Genomic DNA, 17,192 nt, shown 5'->3' with positions numbered 1-17,192 from the left:
TACTTGGAGGTTCCGCTAAGGAAATACTATGAATTTCCTCAAGCTTCGCTTCGAGGGGTCTCATCTAAGCCCTTCCTCCGCTTTCACCTGCCAGTTTTCTTAAACTCAGGAGTTTAAAATTGTGTTTAGTGCCACTGGCAAAGAAGTAAAAGAGTCTTAGTCTTTAATAGTCGCGTTCAATCCAGCCATTACTTTTTATTTCTGGAGTAATGTTTTTTCCTTGTTCCGAAGCTAATTGAATATTGTGCACATACCAGCCTCTTCCATTCACACTTCCGTCTGTCTCATAACGGAAGCGGACATACCTTGTACCTTCTGGCAGCTGGATTTCCTGATGCTGCCAATCGACACTGCTGCCATTGACTGAATCAATCTGCGTCCAGTCTTCGCCGTTCTCTGATGTTTCGATAAAACCAAAATCGTAATTGGTTTCCGTTCGATACCAAGTATCAAAGCTTAACAAAGCTGTTACCTCTTCATTCCATTCAACAGTTAATGAGCGATCGAGCTGATTGCCGTATCCCGCAAACCAGGCATCTTTTTTGCCGGGGATGGCTACTGGTATTGCATCGGCGACATGTTGGGCGAATTGCCGTCTAACCGGATTGGTTGATACAGTTTCTCTGCTGGGATGGACGCGGTTCGTGAGCAGGATGGCAATCGTATCATTATTCTGATTGATTACCATAGAGGTGCCGGTGTACCCGGTGTGGCCGAGCGTCGTGCCTTCCGATAACGCATCCATATACCAGCCTTGTCCAAGTTCCCAGCCTAAGCCGTGGCTGTCTCCTGGGAATTCAGGGATTTGGTTTTCAGTAAGCAATTCCACCGTCTTCGGCTGCAAAATTTGAGCGCCGCCGTACCGTCCATCATTAAGGAACATGTGGGCAAATATAGCTAAGTCCTCGGCAGTGGAGAATACGCCGGCGTGCCCGGCAACACCATCAAGGGACCAGGCGTTTTCATCATGGACGTCTCCCCATACCAGTCCACGGTCGGGAACAGCCTGGTATTCTGTAGCAGCAATTCGATCTTTTAATTCGGCTGGTGGATTGTACATGGTATCGTCCATATTTAACGGTCCAGTTATATTTTCATAGACATATTGATCGAGCCGCTTGCCGGACAACCGTTCGACTAATCCTCCGAGTGTGATCATGTTCAGGTCACTATAGGTGTATTGTTCGCCGGGAAGGGCAGTCAGTTCTGATTGATAGACAAGTTCCATTCTGTCTTCCCGGTTTTCTCCCTCCGTATAAAGGGGGATCCAGGCGGGAAAGCCGGACGTATGGGTCATTAGTTGTTTGATGGTAACGCTTTCCTTTCCGTTAACCGCAAATTCAGGTATATAATCGGAGACAGGATCATCCAGCTCAAAATAGCCCTCTTCATACAATTTCATCGCAGCAGTAGTCGTAAATATTTTGCTGAGTGAGGCTAAATCAAAAATGGTATCTTCTTTCATGGAAATAGGATTTTCCATTTCCGTACGGTTTGCATCCGAATAGCGGGCTGCATAACCGTATGCTTCGTGCTGGACGATATGTCCGCGCCGTGCAACCAATGTAACCGCACCGGGCATTGCCTGTTCAGCGATAAATCCATTGATCGTTTGGTCGATAGAATCAAGCGGTTGTTGGACCATCCCTGCTCCCCGGGCGTTTCCAGGATGAATGACTGGCGGCAATTTTCCGGGTTGATCCCAGGAAAAAACCGGATGGGATTTAGGCTGTGCATGTTTGTTTTGTTTGGTTTCGATAGAAGGCGAATGTTTATCTATGGTGTGGGAATCTGCGGTGACAATAGCGGGAATGAGAAATGATGAACAAATAACGATTGTGCAAACAGGGATGAAGTATTTTTTCATGTGGCCTCCTTATTTATCTTCACTTTTTAGTAACTCTACTAGTTTTGAAAATGTACCTCCTTTCGACTGATCGTTTCCTTCTTTTTCATCATATTAAAAGATTAATATAGTTGTCTATACCGAATAAGTCCTGTTGATAGAAAAGAAACCGATTTTAAAGGTACATTTACACAGGAAAAAAGAATTATTTTTTCGACATTGGTGATGGGAGGGAAATCGTATTAAAAAAGCAGGCCTAATGGAAGGTAGGCCTGCTGAGGCGTTGCTATAGATAAAGAGAAATAATTTAATAATGGGAACTAGGAGGAAGATGGTCGTTTACATTATTCTCTCCATACATCCTGATGATGCCCGGATCTTCGATAAATTGATCCTGTTCCATCTGATCTTCTTCGTCTAACTCCATCATTTCTTCCTCTTGTACTTCAAAATCCTCTTCCAATTCTTTATCGTCATAATCATCGACCAATACATTCAACAATTTTTCAAGCATTCGAATCACCTCATTTATAGGTTGGGAGGTACTTTTCATTGGTATACCCGTAAGTTTAGCAATTTAAAATGAAGTGACTGTAAATGATTCGAAAAGATTAGGTTAATTTTATGATGCATGACGTGAATCATGGTTATTGGTAAACCTTTTCAGATACTTAATAGATTATACAAAAGGGGTCAAGTCAGATTGTACTACGATTATCTAACTTACAAGCAGGGAAAGAAGTGGAATGGTAAACATAGATAAAATAGTAGAGACGATAGTCGTAATAATTGCCTTATCGCTTTCATCAGTATACTTTGAAAAAAGAATGACAGATAGCGTAAAGGTCGGCATGGATGCTTGTAATAGAATGATGTGATCCAAAAGACTGCTTAGTGGCATGAAAGATAATACAACCGCTGTTGAAATGGGGATAATAGCCAGCCGCATGACCAATGGAAACCAAATTGCTCCGTACAACTTAAACCTCCCATTTGATAAAAGCGGTGGGATCAATAATCCTACATAAAGCATGGCAAGCGGGCCGGAGAGAGCGGCAAGCATTTCGGTCAGCTGCCTAAGAAATCCTGGGGGATCAAATCCAACACCCAATAGTAATAAACCAACTATTACGGAAATAATCGGCATGTTTATGAAAGCACGGAAGTTTTCGATCACCCGTCCTTTTTTTGATTGTAAAAAAACGATCCCAAATGAAAAAATAACAACACCGAGCCCTGCATCAAAAATGGCGGCAAGCAGTCCTCCTGTCGGGCCGAAAATTAAAGCGCATAAAGGGATTCCGATAAATCCAGTGTTACCGAAGGAGGCTAGAACGGACAATTTCTTCGCGTCTTGATTATCGAAACGGAAAAGCATGGCGAAGAACCTGCTGAAAAACAATGCACTAATGCAAAGCAAAATCGCTGCAGAAAAAATCAGGAAAACAGCCTCAAACAAATCATTGGAAATATCGGTGTTAAAAACTCCGTCAAGAATTACTGCCGGTACAGCGATATTCAATATGATATACATTACTCCATCTTTAAACGAGTCAGTGATAGGAACTTTGACGGCGGTCATACTGCCTAAAAAAATGATGATTCCCATCACAACAATTGTACTAGTGATGACTTGAAATTCCATTCCCGTAATTCCTTCCTGGTTATCGTGATTAGAATTTCAGTCTATCATCCTTTTAATGTTTGTCCAATTTAACTGACCCTTCCTTGATACGCTTCTATGGAAATACTTTAATTAAATAGAAAATTTATCCGGTGTTTTTGTATAACGGTTGGCATATCCTGAAGCGACAAATGCTTCGGGTTTCACCACTGGTTCCCATCCGGAAGCTTTGATACGGGACATCATTTCCCCAGCCAAAAAACGGGAGAGTGACCGTTTTTCCAATCCTACATCGATATGTCCCTCCATGGTCAGGGAACTGCCATGGTAAAGATGGGGCAGGATGATATCGATCAATTGTTCTTTTTTCTTCTCATCGAATAAATAAGCGATTTGTTCAGTCAACGATGTTTCCATGGAAATCTTCTCGTGCAGATTCATATACTTGCGTGGAAAAATAGTTGGAAGAACACATCCCCAAGCTCCTTTTCCCTTGCGTTGTATGACTATCCCTGTTACGAAAAGCGTGTGCGATCGATACACTTGAGAATCCGTTCCGACCATCAGGCGATAATTGGCTGACGGGTCTTGTTGTATAAAAGTGATGATACGTTTAAAAACTTCTTCAAAATTTAAATTTTTCTCGGTTAGGTTCATAAAGTGATGTCTTGGAGGGAAAGGCGCTCTGCCTTGTTTCATCTTATCCAACTCCTTTTTTGGTTAAGAAACAAATAGTGGATTTTACACAAGGCTTTTTATGTAATCATGACCAGTTTTTCTTATTCTATTCTTTAAAAAATGATTGGTGTCCTGCTCAGGTCTTGCTAATCAAAGTATATGAGCATTGTTGATCAACATGCTTACTAGTCATGTTGCCAATTCCGTCGAAAATATTAGGAAAATTCCAACCATAGATGTATGACAGATTGAGAAATCCATGTCATAATAATGGGGAACAATATATTTTTCAAAACAATGCACGAGTACTCCGATAAGTGGCCTCCCCGGCGATTTTCCGATAACTCGTGCATTGTTTTTGTTTTTTGAAGGCTGCGTTTAAAAGTTGTTGTTTTATCGCAAAAAGTATAAACTGCGACATAGTTTGTTACGCCTTCCTAACTTCTTGCATTTATTGAGTGGGAGTTCGGCGCTGCGGAAATACCCTGCGCTTTCCGCCGGCGGCTGGTGAGCTTCCTCGAGCTGACGCTCTGCCCGCGGAAAGCGAAGTATGCTACCGAAGCGGTGGGTAACACGCTTTTTGAATAGGCAATGGAACTTCCCATTACCTTTAATGCGTTGTTTCTATCAAATGCGCTAATTAACAGCAAAAAAGCATACGAAAAGAGCTTTTGGAAGAATTTTTTGCAAGCTCCTTCTTTTTCTCCTCCTTTTCACCTTTAAAAATGCGATTTTCCATCCGATAAATAAAAAGAGGAAGAAATTCGTCTTTATTCGACATGGCTGATGCCGAGTGATTTTATGGTAACAGTACATAGAAGTGGATTTCACCAGCATAGCTTTTGCGCCAGAAACAGAGACATTCTTTGGTTCAGTGGATAATGGCTGTTTTGGCTATTTTTATAGAGACATCAAAAACAGAGAGTTGTTTATGAAAAACAACAAGAATCGATATGGGGGAGAATAATGGACAAGACTTCATTTGGAGGAATATTTTTAGCGATTATTGCAGTAGGCGTAGGGATGGTGCTAAAAGGAGTTAGTCCTGTAAACTTGCTCAATCCTGCCGCCCTTTTGATCATTTTTCTTGGTACCATGGCTGCCGTTTGTATTGCCTTTCCGTTGGAAACACTGAAAAAGGTGCCAGCACTATTCAAAATTATCTTTACAGAGCAAAAAACCGAGGATGTAAAAGATATTATACCGATGTTCACAGAATGGGCCAACCTGACTAGAAGAGAAGGTATTCTCGCTTTGGAAAACCATTTGGATGAAATTGAGGATCCATTTTTGGCATCAGGTTTGGAATTGGCAGTTGACGGACAGACACCAGAATTTATTCGCGATGTTTTATTGGAAAAAATCGACGCAATCGAAGAGCGCCATCAGGAAGGAGCTTCGATTTTTACCCAGGCGGGAACTTATGCTCCGACATTGGGAGTACTAGGAGCCGTTATCGGTCTGATTGCCGCCCTTGGTAACATGGAAGACACCGAGGCATTGGGACATGCCATTGCTGCAGCATTTGTCGCGACCTTGTTTGGTATTTTTTCCGGTTATGTATTATGGCATCCATTTGCCAACAAACTGAAGGAAAAATCCAAAAAGGAATTACATGCAAAACGTGTCATGATTGAGGGCATTTTATCCTTGACCACTGGCGACTCTTCCCAAGTTATCAAAGGGAAATTAAGCTCCTACCTCTCACCGAAAGAATATGCCGAATTTGAGGAGGGAGAAGAACAGTGAGAAAGAAAAAGAAGCATAAGGAGGACCACATTGATGAAACCTGGCTTGTCCCTTATGCCGACTTGCTGACACTTCTCCTTGCTCTGTTTATTGTATTGTTTGCTATTAGTAAAGTGGACCAGGAAAAGTTCGCAGAGCTCGCCAATGTAATGCGAGGGGAGTTTTCAAGTGGTGAAGGGATCATGGAGAGCGGTACAACGATTTCTCCAGAAGAACAACCTTTAGTCGGTGAAGAGCAGGAGGAAAAGGAAGAAGAACAACAGGAAGAAACAGAGGACGCTGAGAAAAAAAGGGCTGAAATTGAGAAGCTGGCAAAAATCCAGCAAAAAATCAATGGCTATATAACGGAAAACGAATTAACAGATGTGTTGGATACCAAGTTAACCGATGAGGGTTTATTGATTTCTATCCTTAATGATGTTTCTTTCGATTCCGGAAGTGCTGAAGTGAGCGGGGATGGGCAAGAAATTGCGAAAGAAGTCTCCAACTTTTTGTACACCAATCCTCCGCACGAAATTACAGTAAGCGGACATACTGACAATCAGCCCATCCACAGCAGTGAATTTAAATCGAACTGGGAGTTGAGCGTCATGCGTGCGGTCAATTTCATGCGGCTGCTATTGGACAATGAAGATCTGGATGAGCGATTATTCAGTGCGAAAGGTTACGGAGAGTATGAACCAATTGCCCCGAATGACAGTCCAAAGAACCGGGAAAAAAATCGACGAGTGGAAGTATTGATTTTGCCAAACTATGATTGATAATAACTAGTACAAAATCCCTGCCGATATCGGCAGGGATTTATTATGTTAATGATAGGGCGATCAAGGTGTTTCTGCATTTTTTTGGCCTGGCATTTCTTTTTCGGACCCGGAGATGACAACCGTCGCGGAGGCGTCTCCTACCACATTCAAGGTCGTCCGGAACATATCCAAAATCCGATCAACGCCGGCTATCAACGCAATACCTTCCAGCGGCATATCGACGGAGCTTAGTACCATGGTCAGCATAATTAAACCTGCTCCTGGTACCCCTGCCGTTCCGATGGAGGCAAGTACAGTGGTAACCACGACAGTAAGCAATTGAATAAACGACAGATCCAATCCATAAAACTGGGCGATAAAAACAACGGCAACTCCTTGATAGATCGCTGTGCCATCCATATTGATCGTTGCACCCAGGGGCAGCACAAAACTACTAATCTTCTTGGGAACACCCAAATTATCCTGGGTGTTTTTTAATGTAATGGGCAAGGTGCCTGCAGAACTAGCTGTGCTGAATGCAACTAAAGCAGCCGGTGATATACCTTTGAAGAAGGTGATCGGATTTATTTTTCCATAGATCCGAACTGCTGAGGAATAAACGATTCCGGCATGGAGTATGCAGGCAATAACAGCTGCCAGGATTACTTTCAACAATGGAAGCAAAACCGACAACCCATACTCGCCTATCACCGGAGCCACCAGTCCCAAAATGCCAATTGGCGCCACATACATGATGATGGAAGTGATTTTATACATTACCTCAGCAAATCCATCGAAAAATCGATAAACCGGCTGGGCCTTCTCTCCCACGAATGTGATTGCTAGTCCGATAAACAAGGCAAAAAAGATAATTTGCAGGATATTTCCGCTTGCCAGTGCCTCAAAAGGGTTTTCCGGAATGATATTTAAGAAGGTATCGACAACACTTTGCGATTCCTGTACTTCCTTATCAGGAGCACTCTCCGAAAGTGAAACATCCACCCCTTTGCCCGGTGACAACATGAAGGCTATAGCAAGGCCGATGATAATTGCAACCGCGGTAGTAAACAAATAATAGACAACGGTTTTCAATCCGATCCGGCCCAACTGCTTTGGATCACCACTGCTGGCAACCCCGACGACGAGTGTCGATAAGATAAGCGGAGCGATGATGAATTTAATCAGCCGTAAAAACAAATCGCCTAGTGGTGCGATGACTGCGATTGATTCTTTGAAAATGATTCCTAGAATTATAGCGAGAATGAACGCGATGAAAATTTGTGTAATAAGATTGAATTTTATTCGCACGAATACCTTCCTTCCTCTTTTCAAGATAGAAACCCAATTATATATTATAAACACAACCACTTAAAAGCTAAAGCATGGAATGTACCAGACAATCGTTGAAAATAATGGAATAAATGTGAGGAGGAAGAACCTTGGGAATCCATCTCATCGAATCGTTTTTGCAGGGAAAGCGACCTGCCCCTGAACTGTGTGAAGATATGCTCGTCATCAATGAGGACTTTGTAGCTGTAATAGATGGTGCTACCAATGTTTCGGGCAGAAAAATCAATGGAAAGTCACCTGGAAAACTTGCGGCTGAAATCGTCAAACAAACGGTTGAACGAATGGATAAGAAAGTGACGTTGGAAGGAATGATTGAACAAATCAATCAATCTATGCAGAATTTTTATCAAAAGCAAGAGCTGCTGGAGGAGATAAAACGAAAGAAGTGGCTTGCTCCTTCCGCTTGTATGGCTATTTACAGCCATTATCACCGGGAAGTTTGGCAAATCGGAGATTGTCAGGCCATGATCGAAGGCGAGCTTTACAAAAACGAAAAACACTTGGATACCATCACGGCCAATGCCCGTTCTCTATACTTAGAAGCTGAATTGAAAAAAGGGAAGACAGTCGACGACCTGCTTGTCCGCGACACCGGCTGGGAATTCATTCAGCCATTGATTCTACAGCAGTACTATATGCAAAATGACCCGCAAAATCAGTATGGATATGAAGTGATAAATGGTTTCCCGATTGACCTGAATATGGTTCAAGTAACTCCTGTTCCTGCCGATATGACCGAAATCATCCTCGCCTCGGACGGTTATCCCTTTTTAAGGAATAATCTTTCTGATTCTGAAGTTACGCTTGGAAAATTACTTCGTGAAGATCCGTTATGCTTCCGTGCTTATAAAGCCTCAAAGGGGCTGGTGAAAGGTAATGAATCGTTTGATGACAGAGCTTATATAAGGATCCGTGTTTAGCTCATCAGTTAGGATGGATCGGTTTTAAAGAGTGTGAGAACGGGAATGATAACGATAACAAAGCGCGGAAGGGTGAAAGGAATGTCGAAACAGGTTGATGCTTATTTTAAGAATGAGAATGATGCAGAAGCAGTGCACGCCAGGCTTCAAACCTTAAAGGTGAATAATGTATCAGTCGAGGAAATACCAGAAGGGACGGATACAAAAGTTCTTGTGCCGTTCTTTCCTGCCAATACAGGAACAGGAACAAATGGCGGATTTGCTCCGATTGCTCCACTAGTCAACAACAAACAGCGCAATCAGTCAGGAGACGGAAACCCGGAAACCTTGTCGCATATGCTTCATTTTGAAGTAGATGAAGCCGATTATCAGAAAGCGATGGATATTTTAAAAGAGAGTGATTGTTACGGGCGGCAATCACAAGTGGATGGTTCCTAAACAGGGGAAAACCAGAGAGGCTACGGCTTCTCTGGTTTTTTAATGCTTCTAGGTGTATTCTTCTTCCATGAAGTTCGAAAGGGAGGAGAGGAACGCGCAAAACACACTTCATCCGGTTTATGAAGGTCGAAATTGGGAGGGAGAACGCACGAATAGATCTTCATCGAGCCCATGAAGTTCGAAATCGAGAGGGAGAACGTGAGAATAGATCTTCATCGAGCCCATGAAGATTAAAAGGATACAGAAAAACGAGCGAAACGAAATTCATCAAGACTATGAAGTTCGAAATCGGGAGGGAGAACGTGAGAATAGATCTTCATCAAGCCCATGAAGATTAAAAGAGGACAGAGGAACGCGCAAAAAGCACTTCATCCGGACTCTCGTTCAAACCGATATGAATAGAGATAATTATGCTTAGCGATCCGGCATGCTTATCCCTTAAGAAATTAATTTTATCGAGATTACTTAAGACTCTCGTCCTTTATGCTTTGCAGGTCTTCTCGTAAATTGGAAAAAGGTTCATGGTAAAAATTTTTCGATAAGGGTAGACAAAAATTTACAATGTTATAGTATAATAGTTGAAGAAAAAGAAGTCGTTATCATATAACAGATGGGGTGTATTTATTTGGCTGAAAGCAGAAGAGCTAAAAAAACGGGAAAGTCGAAGCGCTGGTGGAAAATATTACTGGCTGTCGTGGCAATATTTGTGATAGGCGTCGGTGTCTATGCTTTTTCTATATATAATAATGCAAAACATACGGTTGAAGAGAAGATGCATCAGCCGGTAGATTCTATCGACACTGCAGTCGGCAAGAAAAAAGTGAAGGATAACGAGCCGTTGAATGTCCTGCTTCTTGGAGTAGATGAACGTTCTGGAGACTCGGGCCGTTCTGATGCTTTGATGGTTTTATCGCTTGATCCGAAAGACGATAGCATGAACCTGGTAAGCATCCCCCGCGACACACGGACGGAAATCGTGGGAAAAGGATATGAAGATAAAATCAATCATGCATATGCATACGGCGGTACAGACATGTCGATCAACACAGTCGAAAATCTTTTGGACATCGAGCTTGATTATTACGTGAAAGTAAATATGGAGGGTTTGTCGGAAATGGTAGATGCAGTCGGCGGCATAACGGTCGACAACAAGACAGACTGGATTGATGAGGGCTATTATAAAAAAGGCTACCATTACGAAAAAGGCGAAATCGAATTGGACGGAGCCAAAACAATGGGCTTTGTCAGAATGCGTCATTTTGACAGCGACTTTGCCAGAACGGGCCGTCAGCGCCAGGTATTCCAGGCAATTGTCGATAAAGGGGCGAGCGTAGCTTCGGTGAACAAAATCGATGATATGATCGATGTTCTTGGAAACAATATGGAAACCAACATGGATTTCAGCGATATGAAAAATTTAATGATGAACTATCGAGATACAAGGAAAAACGTTGTCAGCTATCAAATGGAAGGCGAAGGCGCTTATATCACTAATTCAAGCGGCCAGGACATCTATTATTTGGTCGTTTCCGATGATGAGATTCAAAAGGTGCACGATATGATTAAAAAAGCAAAGTCTTGATAAACTGACAAAACCCAGGCAGCTATGAAAATAAGGCTTCTGGGTTTTGTTTTATTAGATTTGGTCATTAACGTAGAAAAGCCTGAAGTACCAGGCATTTACTTTTCTATTAAAGCATGGTAGGTTAAAAAAAGATTAGCATCCATATTTATACATATTTTGACTTATTATGATGGATGGTTACTAATGGGGTTGGGGGGATTCCATGCAATTTAGCAAAGAAGCAGTTGCGATCATTTCAACTGTTATACTGGTTATGGCCTTGGGAGCAGGTGGGTTTTTTGTCGGTAAAAGTTTCCTGAATGGAAAAACAATTTTTAACCAGTCGTCAGCTGAAATAGCCCAATTGCCTGTTCATACTCATCAGCCTAAACAATTGTATCCTGCCGTATTGCGAAACAGCACAGAGGTTCATCATTATGTGTTAGCGAGCGGCAGCAATGCAGGTGAACAAGAACTGGGAGATTCCTTGGAGGTTAACAGAATTTCGACCGAGGAGGAAGCGTTACCGGCAGACACTGCTGCAGAGCAGAGAAACGAAATATCTTCAGAGTCGGATCCGGTGGTTTCTCAAACGTCCACTGAAAAAAAGACGGTTACGACCAGTGCTACAAGTGGCACCACTTCAAGTGCCTCTACTACTACTTCTGATGGTACTAGTGCTAAGAAGGAAACATCATCTTCGTCTGATAAGAAAAGGGAAGATAAAAGCACGGATGATAAACCGGCCAAGCAGCCGGCTGGTAATAAACAGAATGAAGAAAGTGGCTCATCTGTAGATCCGGAGGACGGTGGAAATGAAGAGGACGATGGAAACAGTGGTGAAGAAAAGGACGAGCATGAAATAAGCGATAAAGAAGAACAAGTGGAAGAAACAGAAGAAGAGCAACTGGTTGAAGAAAATGAGAACCAAGATAATCAGGAAGCTGCAAATTAAAGGCGCAAAGCGTCAAAAAAACAGATAAATAGAAAGAGACTGGGACAAAAGCATCGTGACCAAAATGAAAACCGAACGATCCACCATTCGTTCGGTTTTTTGATGAGCAAAAAGCAAAACGTTTTACCCTATAAAAAGTGCAACTTTCCACTCCGGCAAGGTACTTCGCTTTCCGCGGGCACGGCTTCAGCTAACTTGGCAAAGCATACCGCTTTGCCAAGTGGATCTTCAGCTCGCGCTCATCCCGCTGGAGTCTACGTACCTTGCCTCCGTTGAAGGAGATACTTTCTCTTCTGGTGTATTTTTCGTTTTGCTTATTGCCGTTACGGTAGAAAGCGAAAACGCATGGAAACCAGGAGTACTTCTTTATCATTAATATGCTATAAAGAAAAAAGGAACCCTCAAGACTTTCATCCTCTTCCCTGTTTAGATACCACCTATCAACCAATAGAAGAGAACGGTCCATCTTGTCTTGATCATATGGAAATCAGAGCCCAAAAACATAGCGAAGGCAAGATACGGAGACTCCTACGGGAACAGCACGAGCTGAAAATCCCGCAAGAAAGCGGTAGGTGCTTTCGGAGGAAGTGGAAGCCGTGCCCGTGGAACGCGTAGTATCTTGCCGTAGCGATTCGAAGCACGCAACAAACAGCAGGATAAAACGAGAAGATACAAATAAAAACCGAGCGAATTCAATCAGCATTTAGAATTCGCTCGGTTTTTGCTTTGGTGGCGTCATGCTTTTGTCCCGGCCTCTTTCTATTATATAGAATTGGATTGTTGCTCGTTCTCGATTGGGGTTGGAGATTTTCTTCGGCTTCTTGCTATGCTTATGGCAAAAAATCCCGCAAGAAGGATGACGATCAATCCTGCAAAAAGAAGAGGGGAGGCAAACAACTGAACAGGATATCCTAGGGCAACCCCGATGACCCCAAAATCAGCATCTCCAAATGTGGTACCTTCAAAGCCTAACGATCCAAGAACCGGAAGTAAAATCGCCGGAAGAAAGCTGATGATAAGCCCGTTAGCCATAGAACCAAATATCGCTCCTTTTCGACCTCCGGTTGCATTTCCGAAGACACCCGCTGCAGCCCCTGTGAAAAAATGAGGAACCAAACCCGGGACAATTACTCTCAGACCTAAAACGGGCAGCAGAAACATGCTAATAAGTCCTGCCAGGAAACTGAAGACGAATCCTATCACCACAGCATTGTTTGCAAATGGGAATACTGATGGACAATCCAAGGCTGGGATTGCATTCGGTACAACTTTGTCCGCTATTCCCTTAAACGCTGGAACAATTTCAGAAAGAATCATCCGGACACCAGCCAAGATAATATAAACGCCAGCTGCGAAAGTGATCGATTGCAAAAATGCAAAGACGAGAAAATTAGTTCCATCACTTAACTCTGCTTCTATGAAAGCCGGCCCTGCAAATAGTGCCACTATGAAAAATAAAATAGCCATGGTCAGTGAGACTGAAACCGATGTATCTCTTAAAAAGCCCAATGATTTAGGAACTTTGAGTTCTTCGGTAGATTTGGATTGTTTTCCAACAAGTTTACCGACAGCCCCTGCAGCCAGATAACCGAAGGATCCGAAGTGGCCGACAGCAAAGTCATCAGAACCAGTGATTTTACGAGTGAATGGTTGTAGCATGGCAGGCATAAGCACCATGAGTGATCCTAGAATGATGGAGCCAATCAGGATCAACATCATTCCTTCTATTCCCCCAGTAGACAAAATCACAGCAATCAAACAGGCCATGAACATGGTATGGTGTCCTGTCAGAAATATATATTTAAAAGGAGTAAAGCGGGCTAGGACAATATTGACTAACATGCCGAATAACATGATCATTGCTGTCTCCGTACCAAAGGCATCTTGAGCCAGGGCAACAATTGCTTCGTTATTGGGAATGACACCTGATAATTCAAAGGCAGAATCAAACATACTGCTGAAGTGTCCCAGTGATCCGGTGATTGCTCCGGCTCCGACGCCTAAAATGACGAATCCCATAATGGTTTTTAGGGTGCCGGAGATGACATCGGCGATTTGCTTCCTCTGCAATAGCAGGCCAAAAAAGGCAAACAAGCCGACCAGGATGGAAGGGGTGCCGAGTATATCATTCATTAATAAATCAACCATGATTACGCCTCCTTTATATTTGTTTCGATGGCGGTGCGCAATTCCTTTTTATCCATTAAGTTATTTAGTTTGATAACATTTCTTGTACCGTCGTCCAAGCTATTTACAATGTCTTCCGATCCAAGGTAATAATCAGCAGGTTCTGTTTTACCTAGTGGTTAAATCGGTGTGAGAAACCTCAGCCTCCATACCGAGTTCGGATAAAATTTGTTTAACATTCATCTCTACGATAAAACTGCTTCCTAAACCATTTCCACAAACCACCAAAATTTTCTTCATCTTTTCTCTCTCCTTTACTCTTGGGAATAATAATCGACAAGTTCAAGTATTTCTTGTTTGTTGCTTGTTTCGATTAATCGATTGATATTTTCTTCTTCACCAAGCAGGTTTGTCAGTTGTGACAGGGCCTTCAGATGGGTTTCATTGTCTATTGCAGCCAATACAAATATCAGATTTGCCTGATGTTTTTCCTGGTCTGAAAATGAAATACTTTCCGAACTTTTCAGCAGACTGATACCAACTTTATTCACTCCGTTTTCAGGCCGGGAATGTGGAATTGCAATCCTCGGAGCGATTACAACATAAGGGCCGAGTGTCTTTATATCGTCGATCATCGAGTCGATGTATGCTTGTTCAATAAAATTCCTGTCAAGAAGCGGACGGGAAGCTAGTTTAATGGCTTTCTCCCAACCTTCTACTTCATCAACCAACTGGATCATTTCTTCTGTCAATAATTCATTTAACATGGGTTTGTCGCGCTCCTTTAATGTATCGGTTGTTTCAGCTTGAAGATGGCAGGATAGCTCACGAACCAATTCCTTTTTATCCAAAATCTGAGCATGATGTTGAACGATATCGATAATGCTTTCTACCGAGATTTTACTTTTGGCAGAACTATTTCTGCCAAACAGGAAGTTATATTGTTTAAGAAGCAATTCTTTTTCTTTTTCGTTCATAATTGGCTCGACTAATATGACTGGTACGCTTCCTGTTTTGATTGGTGTGGTGGAGAATATGACTTCAACATCGATTTTCATTTGGTAGTATTGTCGCAATGATATGCAACCTGCGATATCGATAGTAGATAGCAATTCTTCCAACTGCATACGAAGCATATTGGAAGTTCCGATCCCATTTTGACAAACAATTAGTGCGCGTCTTCTGGGTGCCGGCTTCTTCCCTTCTTTTTTCAACCATCCTCCAAAATGAATAGCAATATAGGCTAGTTCCTGCTCCGGAATTTTTTTATCTAAAATTGCTTCCAAATGAAAAACAACTCTTGAGGTAAGTTGATAGATTTCCGGATACTTCTGTTGGATGATACTGCTCCACTCATCGGTGATGTCCACATTGTATTTAAGCCGGTAATATGCCGGCTTGAGATGCAAAAAAAGAGTGGTTTCGAGTTTCTCCTTATTTTGAAAAACGACACAAGCGTATTTCTGAAAATCCAACACCATATGGTGGATGGCAGCTTTTAAACTTTTCATTTCTTCCGTCTTATGAACTTCAAAATCTGAATGATTCACTTTTGAACCAAGAAGATTCATTGTTACAAAATACACTTCATCTTCTGGTAAAGGATCATTCTCCAACTTACTTAATTGATTGATAATGGCTCTGGCAGCTGAGAATTCTTTGGTTTGTTGTAAGGCTTCTTTTTCAAATCTTTCCACCAAAACCCGGTGGCCATCGCGAATTCGCTGCATAAGAATCATGAATTGAAAAGCAAGGTATTCAATTGTGTCGTCCGTCAATTCAACTCCTAGCATCTCTTCATTGGAAACGATTACATTTTTTATGTGATAAAGACGCTGTTCACTAAAATAAGGCAGTTTCAGTAAATGCGGAACCACAGCTGTGTTCACCTTTTCTAAAATGTTTTCCCGTTTATTGGTTGTCACCAGTTGAGTGACATAATAAACGAGCGCGCTGCGCTTATTTGTTTCGCTTCCCGTAATTGAAAAACCTGATTTTCTGTCGAACTTCACCTCAAGAAGAAATTTTGTCAAAGCTTTTTTAAGTGCTTTTAGATCATTGGAGACAGTGCCTTTGCTTACCTGTGTCATTTTTTGCATGTCTTCCAGGAATAGTGCTTTTTCAGAAGATAACAATTGAACAGCCATCATCATGTGACGGTCCTGCTTATCGAAAAAGTACTGGGTATGATTCATTAATTGGACCAGAGAAGGTATCTTATGTTTATCTTCTTGTCTTAAATAGTAGCCTCGTTTTTTCTGCCTTTGAATCTCCTGAAGTCCATTCTCCTGCAAAAATTGGTTGATTTTTTTGAGGTCATAATAGAATGTTCTTCTGGAAATATTCAATGAATTAGTAATGGTTCTTACGGCTAAATATCCATTCGTTTCGACAAATCGGTTCAAAATATACTTGCTTCGCGCATCTAATGTCATTTGAGGATCCCCATTTCACATTTGTGCAGCCATTACATCGTGCAAATATTAAAAGAAAGTCAGCTAACTTAATTATGATTATAATACGATTCCGGGAAATGAAAAGGGGTTTTACGTTGCTAATTTGGTACACTCTGACTGTGCAAAATTAAATGAACATAGCTGTTCCCGCATTCCAACTGAAAAAGAATACATTCAACGGGTAAAACAATTTGCGATGGGGAATAGTTTAACTAGATGCTGACTCGGTATGGAAAGGATGGATCCGATGTATAAGAAAGTGAACGAGCTCATTACCTTGTTGGAAAGCAACGGGAAATGTGAAGTGAAATTGATCAACCGGGATAAACATAACTATGCGATTGAAACTATGGAAAAGCTGCCATGGAAACGGCATTCCAAGCGTTTCGGCAAGATTCGTGCGGGAGAAAACCGTTTGCGGGTTGATCTGGAAGTACCTAGTGATTCGATTTCTTCGAAGGAAATGAACAACGCAATAAAATTGCCACACAGACAAGATTTATCCCATACACGGACTTCTCATTTTGGACTTACTCAAAATGAGAAAGGTTATGATACGGTTGTCATTCAAATTTATCGTAAAGACTTAGACGACTTTTCTTTTGAGGACGAGCCCTTCGCCTCTTTGGTCAATAAAGTAATTGATTTGAATTCAGCAGAGTAAAGTCACTCGAAAAACGGTATAGTGGTCAAAGCAAAGACCGGACGATGGTTCGAAACGCAAGCATTCGAATTCGTCCGG

The 17,192-nt window shown here is 42.0% G+C and carries 14 protein-coding genes and 1 pseudogene; 7 read left to right on the top strand and 8 right to left on the bottom strand.

Features of this window, described 5'->3' with window-relative positions:
- Window positions 1-163: 163 nt before the first annotated feature.
- The 4 genes from ERJ70_RS15205 to ERJ70_RS15190 form a co-directional block, all read right to left on the bottom strand.
- Entirely contained in the window at window positions 164-1,867 is a 1,704-nt protein-coding gene (locus ERJ70_RS15205; protein ID WP_209365646.1) for a serine hydrolase domain-containing protein, read from the bottom strand.
- Between the two features lie 286 nt (window positions 1,868-2,153).
- Window positions 2,154-2,360 carry a hypothetical protein gene (locus ERJ70_RS15200; protein ID WP_209365645.1) on the bottom strand — a complete coding sequence of 69 codons (207 nt, stop codon included), beginning with the start codon at window positions 2,358-2,360 and terminating at the stop codon, window positions 2,154-2,156.
- Window positions 2,361-2,564: 204 nt separating this feature from the next.
- Window positions 2,565-3,491, bottom strand: coding sequence for an AEC family transporter (locus ERJ70_RS15195; protein WP_209365644.1), 927 nt, complete (start codon window positions 3,489-3,491; stop codon window positions 2,565-2,567).
- Between the two features lie 111 nt (window positions 3,492-3,602).
- Entirely contained in the window at window positions 3,603-4,169 is a 567-nt protein-coding gene (locus ERJ70_RS15190; RefSeq protein WP_209365643.1) for a ribonuclease H-like YkuK family protein, read from the bottom strand.
- A gap of 945 nt (window positions 4,170-5,114) precedes the next feature.
- Between ERJ70_RS15190 and motA the strand changes: the two genes are divergently transcribed.
- Complete coding sequence (gene motA, locus ERJ70_RS15185; protein WP_026571237.1) at window positions 5,115-5,897, top strand: flagellar motor stator protein MotA; 783 nt, start codon at window positions 5,115-5,117, stop codon at window positions 5,895-5,897.
- A complete protein-coding gene (motB, locus tag ERJ70_RS15180; RefSeq protein ID WP_209365642.1) occupies window positions 5,894-6,658 on the top strand; it encodes a flagellar motor protein MotB in 765 nt (254 codons plus the stop codon). The genes motA and motB overlap by 4 nt, the downstream gene beginning before the upstream one ends.
- A 63-nt stretch (window positions 6,659-6,721) precedes the next feature.
- Here motB and ERJ70_RS15175 read toward each other — a convergent pair whose 3' ends face one another.
- Entirely contained in the window at window positions 6,722-7,942 is a 1,221-nt protein-coding gene (locus ERJ70_RS15175) for a dicarboxylate/amino acid:cation symporter (RefSeq protein WP_209369420.1), read from the bottom strand.
- A 137-nt stretch (window positions 7,943-8,079) separates the two neighbouring features.
- On the opposite strand from ERJ70_RS15175, the gene ERJ70_RS15170 reads away from it, so the two are divergent.
- The 4 genes from ERJ70_RS15170 (at window position 8,080) to ERJ70_RS15155 (ending at window position 11,867) form a co-directional block, all read left to right on the top strand.
- The gene (locus tag ERJ70_RS15170; RefSeq protein ID WP_209365641.1) at window positions 8,080-8,910 is read left to right on the top strand and encodes a hypothetical protein; all 831 of its coding nucleotides are present in this window, start codon (window positions 8,080-8,082) and stop codon (window positions 8,908-8,910) included.
- Window positions 8,911-8,991: 81 nt separating this feature from the next.
- On the top strand, window positions 8,992-9,348 hold the full coding sequence (locus tag ERJ70_RS15165; protein WP_209365640.1) for a hypothetical protein: 357 nt from the start codon (window positions 8,992-8,994) through the stop codon (window positions 9,346-9,348).
- Between the two features lie 625 nt (window positions 9,349-9,973).
- Complete coding sequence (locus tag ERJ70_RS15160) at window positions 9,974-10,930, top strand: LCP family glycopolymer transferase (protein WP_245208020.1); 957 nt, start codon at window positions 9,974-9,976, stop codon at window positions 10,928-10,930.
- A 205-nt stretch (window positions 10,931-11,135) separates the two neighbouring features.
- Complete coding sequence (locus ERJ70_RS15155; protein ID WP_209365638.1) at window positions 11,136-11,867, top strand: hypothetical protein; 732 nt, start codon at window positions 11,136-11,138, stop codon at window positions 11,865-11,867.
- 762 nt (window positions 11,868-12,629) lie between these two features.
- Here ERJ70_RS15155 and ulaA read toward each other — a convergent pair.
- From ulaA to ERJ70_RS15140, 3 genes and pseudogenes are all read right to left on the bottom strand, one after another.
- Complete coding sequence (gene ulaA, locus ERJ70_RS15150; protein ID WP_209365637.1) at window positions 12,630-14,015, bottom strand: PTS ascorbate transporter subunit IIC; 1,386 nt, start codon at window positions 14,013-14,015, stop codon at window positions 12,630-12,632.
- A 2-nt stretch (window positions 14,016-14,017) separates the two neighbouring features.
- A pseudogene (locus ERJ70_RS15145) lies at window positions 14,018-14,294 on the bottom strand (PTS sugar transporter subunit IIB).
- 14 nt (window positions 14,295-14,308) lie between these two features.
- Window positions 14,309-16,429 (bottom strand): BglG family transcription antiterminator, encoded by a 2,121-nt coding sequence (locus ERJ70_RS15140; protein WP_209365636.1) that lies wholly within the window; start codon window positions 16,427-16,429, stop codon window positions 14,309-14,311.
- A 268-nt stretch (window positions 16,430-16,697) separates the two neighbouring features.
- Between ERJ70_RS15140 and ERJ70_RS15135 the strand changes: the two genes are divergently transcribed.
- Window positions 16,698-17,114, top strand: coding sequence for a hypothetical protein (locus tag ERJ70_RS15135; protein WP_209365635.1), 417 nt, complete (start codon window positions 16,698-16,700; stop codon window positions 17,112-17,114).
- Window positions 17,115-17,192 lie beyond the last annotated feature (78 nt).

This window comes from Sediminibacillus dalangtanensis, from assembly GCF_017792025.1.
GTDB classification, from domain to species: domain Bacteria; phylum Bacillota; class Bacilli; order Bacillales; family Amphibacillaceae; genus Sediminibacillus; species Sediminibacillus dalangtanensis.
This window is presented reverse-complemented; position numbering and strand designations above follow the sequence as displayed.

What these genes read in the sequence shown, in the direction of transcription:
- ERJ70_RS15200 (WP_209365645.1), bottom strand. Translation starts at nt 2,360, where the DNA reads ATGCTTGAAAAATTGTTGAATGTATTGGTCGATGATTATGACGATAAA.
- ERJ70_RS15140 (WP_209365636.1), bottom strand. Translation starts at nt 16,429, where the DNA reads ATGACATTAGATGCGCGAAGCAAGTATATTTTGAACCGATTTGTCGAA.
- ERJ70_RS15190 (WP_209365643.1), bottom strand. Translation starts at nt 4,169, where the DNA reads ATGAAACAAGGCAGAGCGCCTTTCCCTCCAAGACATCACTTTATGAAC.
- ulaA (WP_209365637.1), bottom strand. Translation starts at nt 14,015, where the DNA reads ATGGTTGATTTATTAATGAATGATATACTCGGCACCCCTTCCATCCTG.
- ERJ70_RS15155 (WP_209365638.1), top strand. Translation starts at nt 11,136, where the DNA reads ATGCAATTTAGCAAAGAAGCAGTTGCGATCATTTCAACTGTTATACTG.
- motA (WP_026571237.1), top strand. Translation starts at nt 5,115, where the DNA reads ATGGACAAGACTTCATTTGGAGGAATATTTTTAGCGATTATTGCAGTA.
- ERJ70_RS15165 (WP_209365640.1), top strand. Translation starts at nt 8,992, where the DNA reads ATGTCGAAACAGGTTGATGCTTATTTTAAGAATGAGAATGATGCAGAA.
- ERJ70_RS15195 (WP_209365644.1), bottom strand. Translation starts at nt 3,491, where the DNA reads ATGGAATTTCAAGTCATCACTAGTACAATTGTTGTGATGGGAATCATC.
- ERJ70_RS15205 (WP_209365646.1), bottom strand. Translation starts at nt 1,867, where the DNA reads ATGAAAAAATACTTCATCCCTGTTTGCACAATCGTTATTTGTTCATCA.
- ERJ70_RS15135 (WP_209365635.1), top strand. Translation starts at nt 16,698, where the DNA reads ATGTATAAGAAAGTGAACGAGCTCATTACCTTGTTGGAAAGCAACGGG.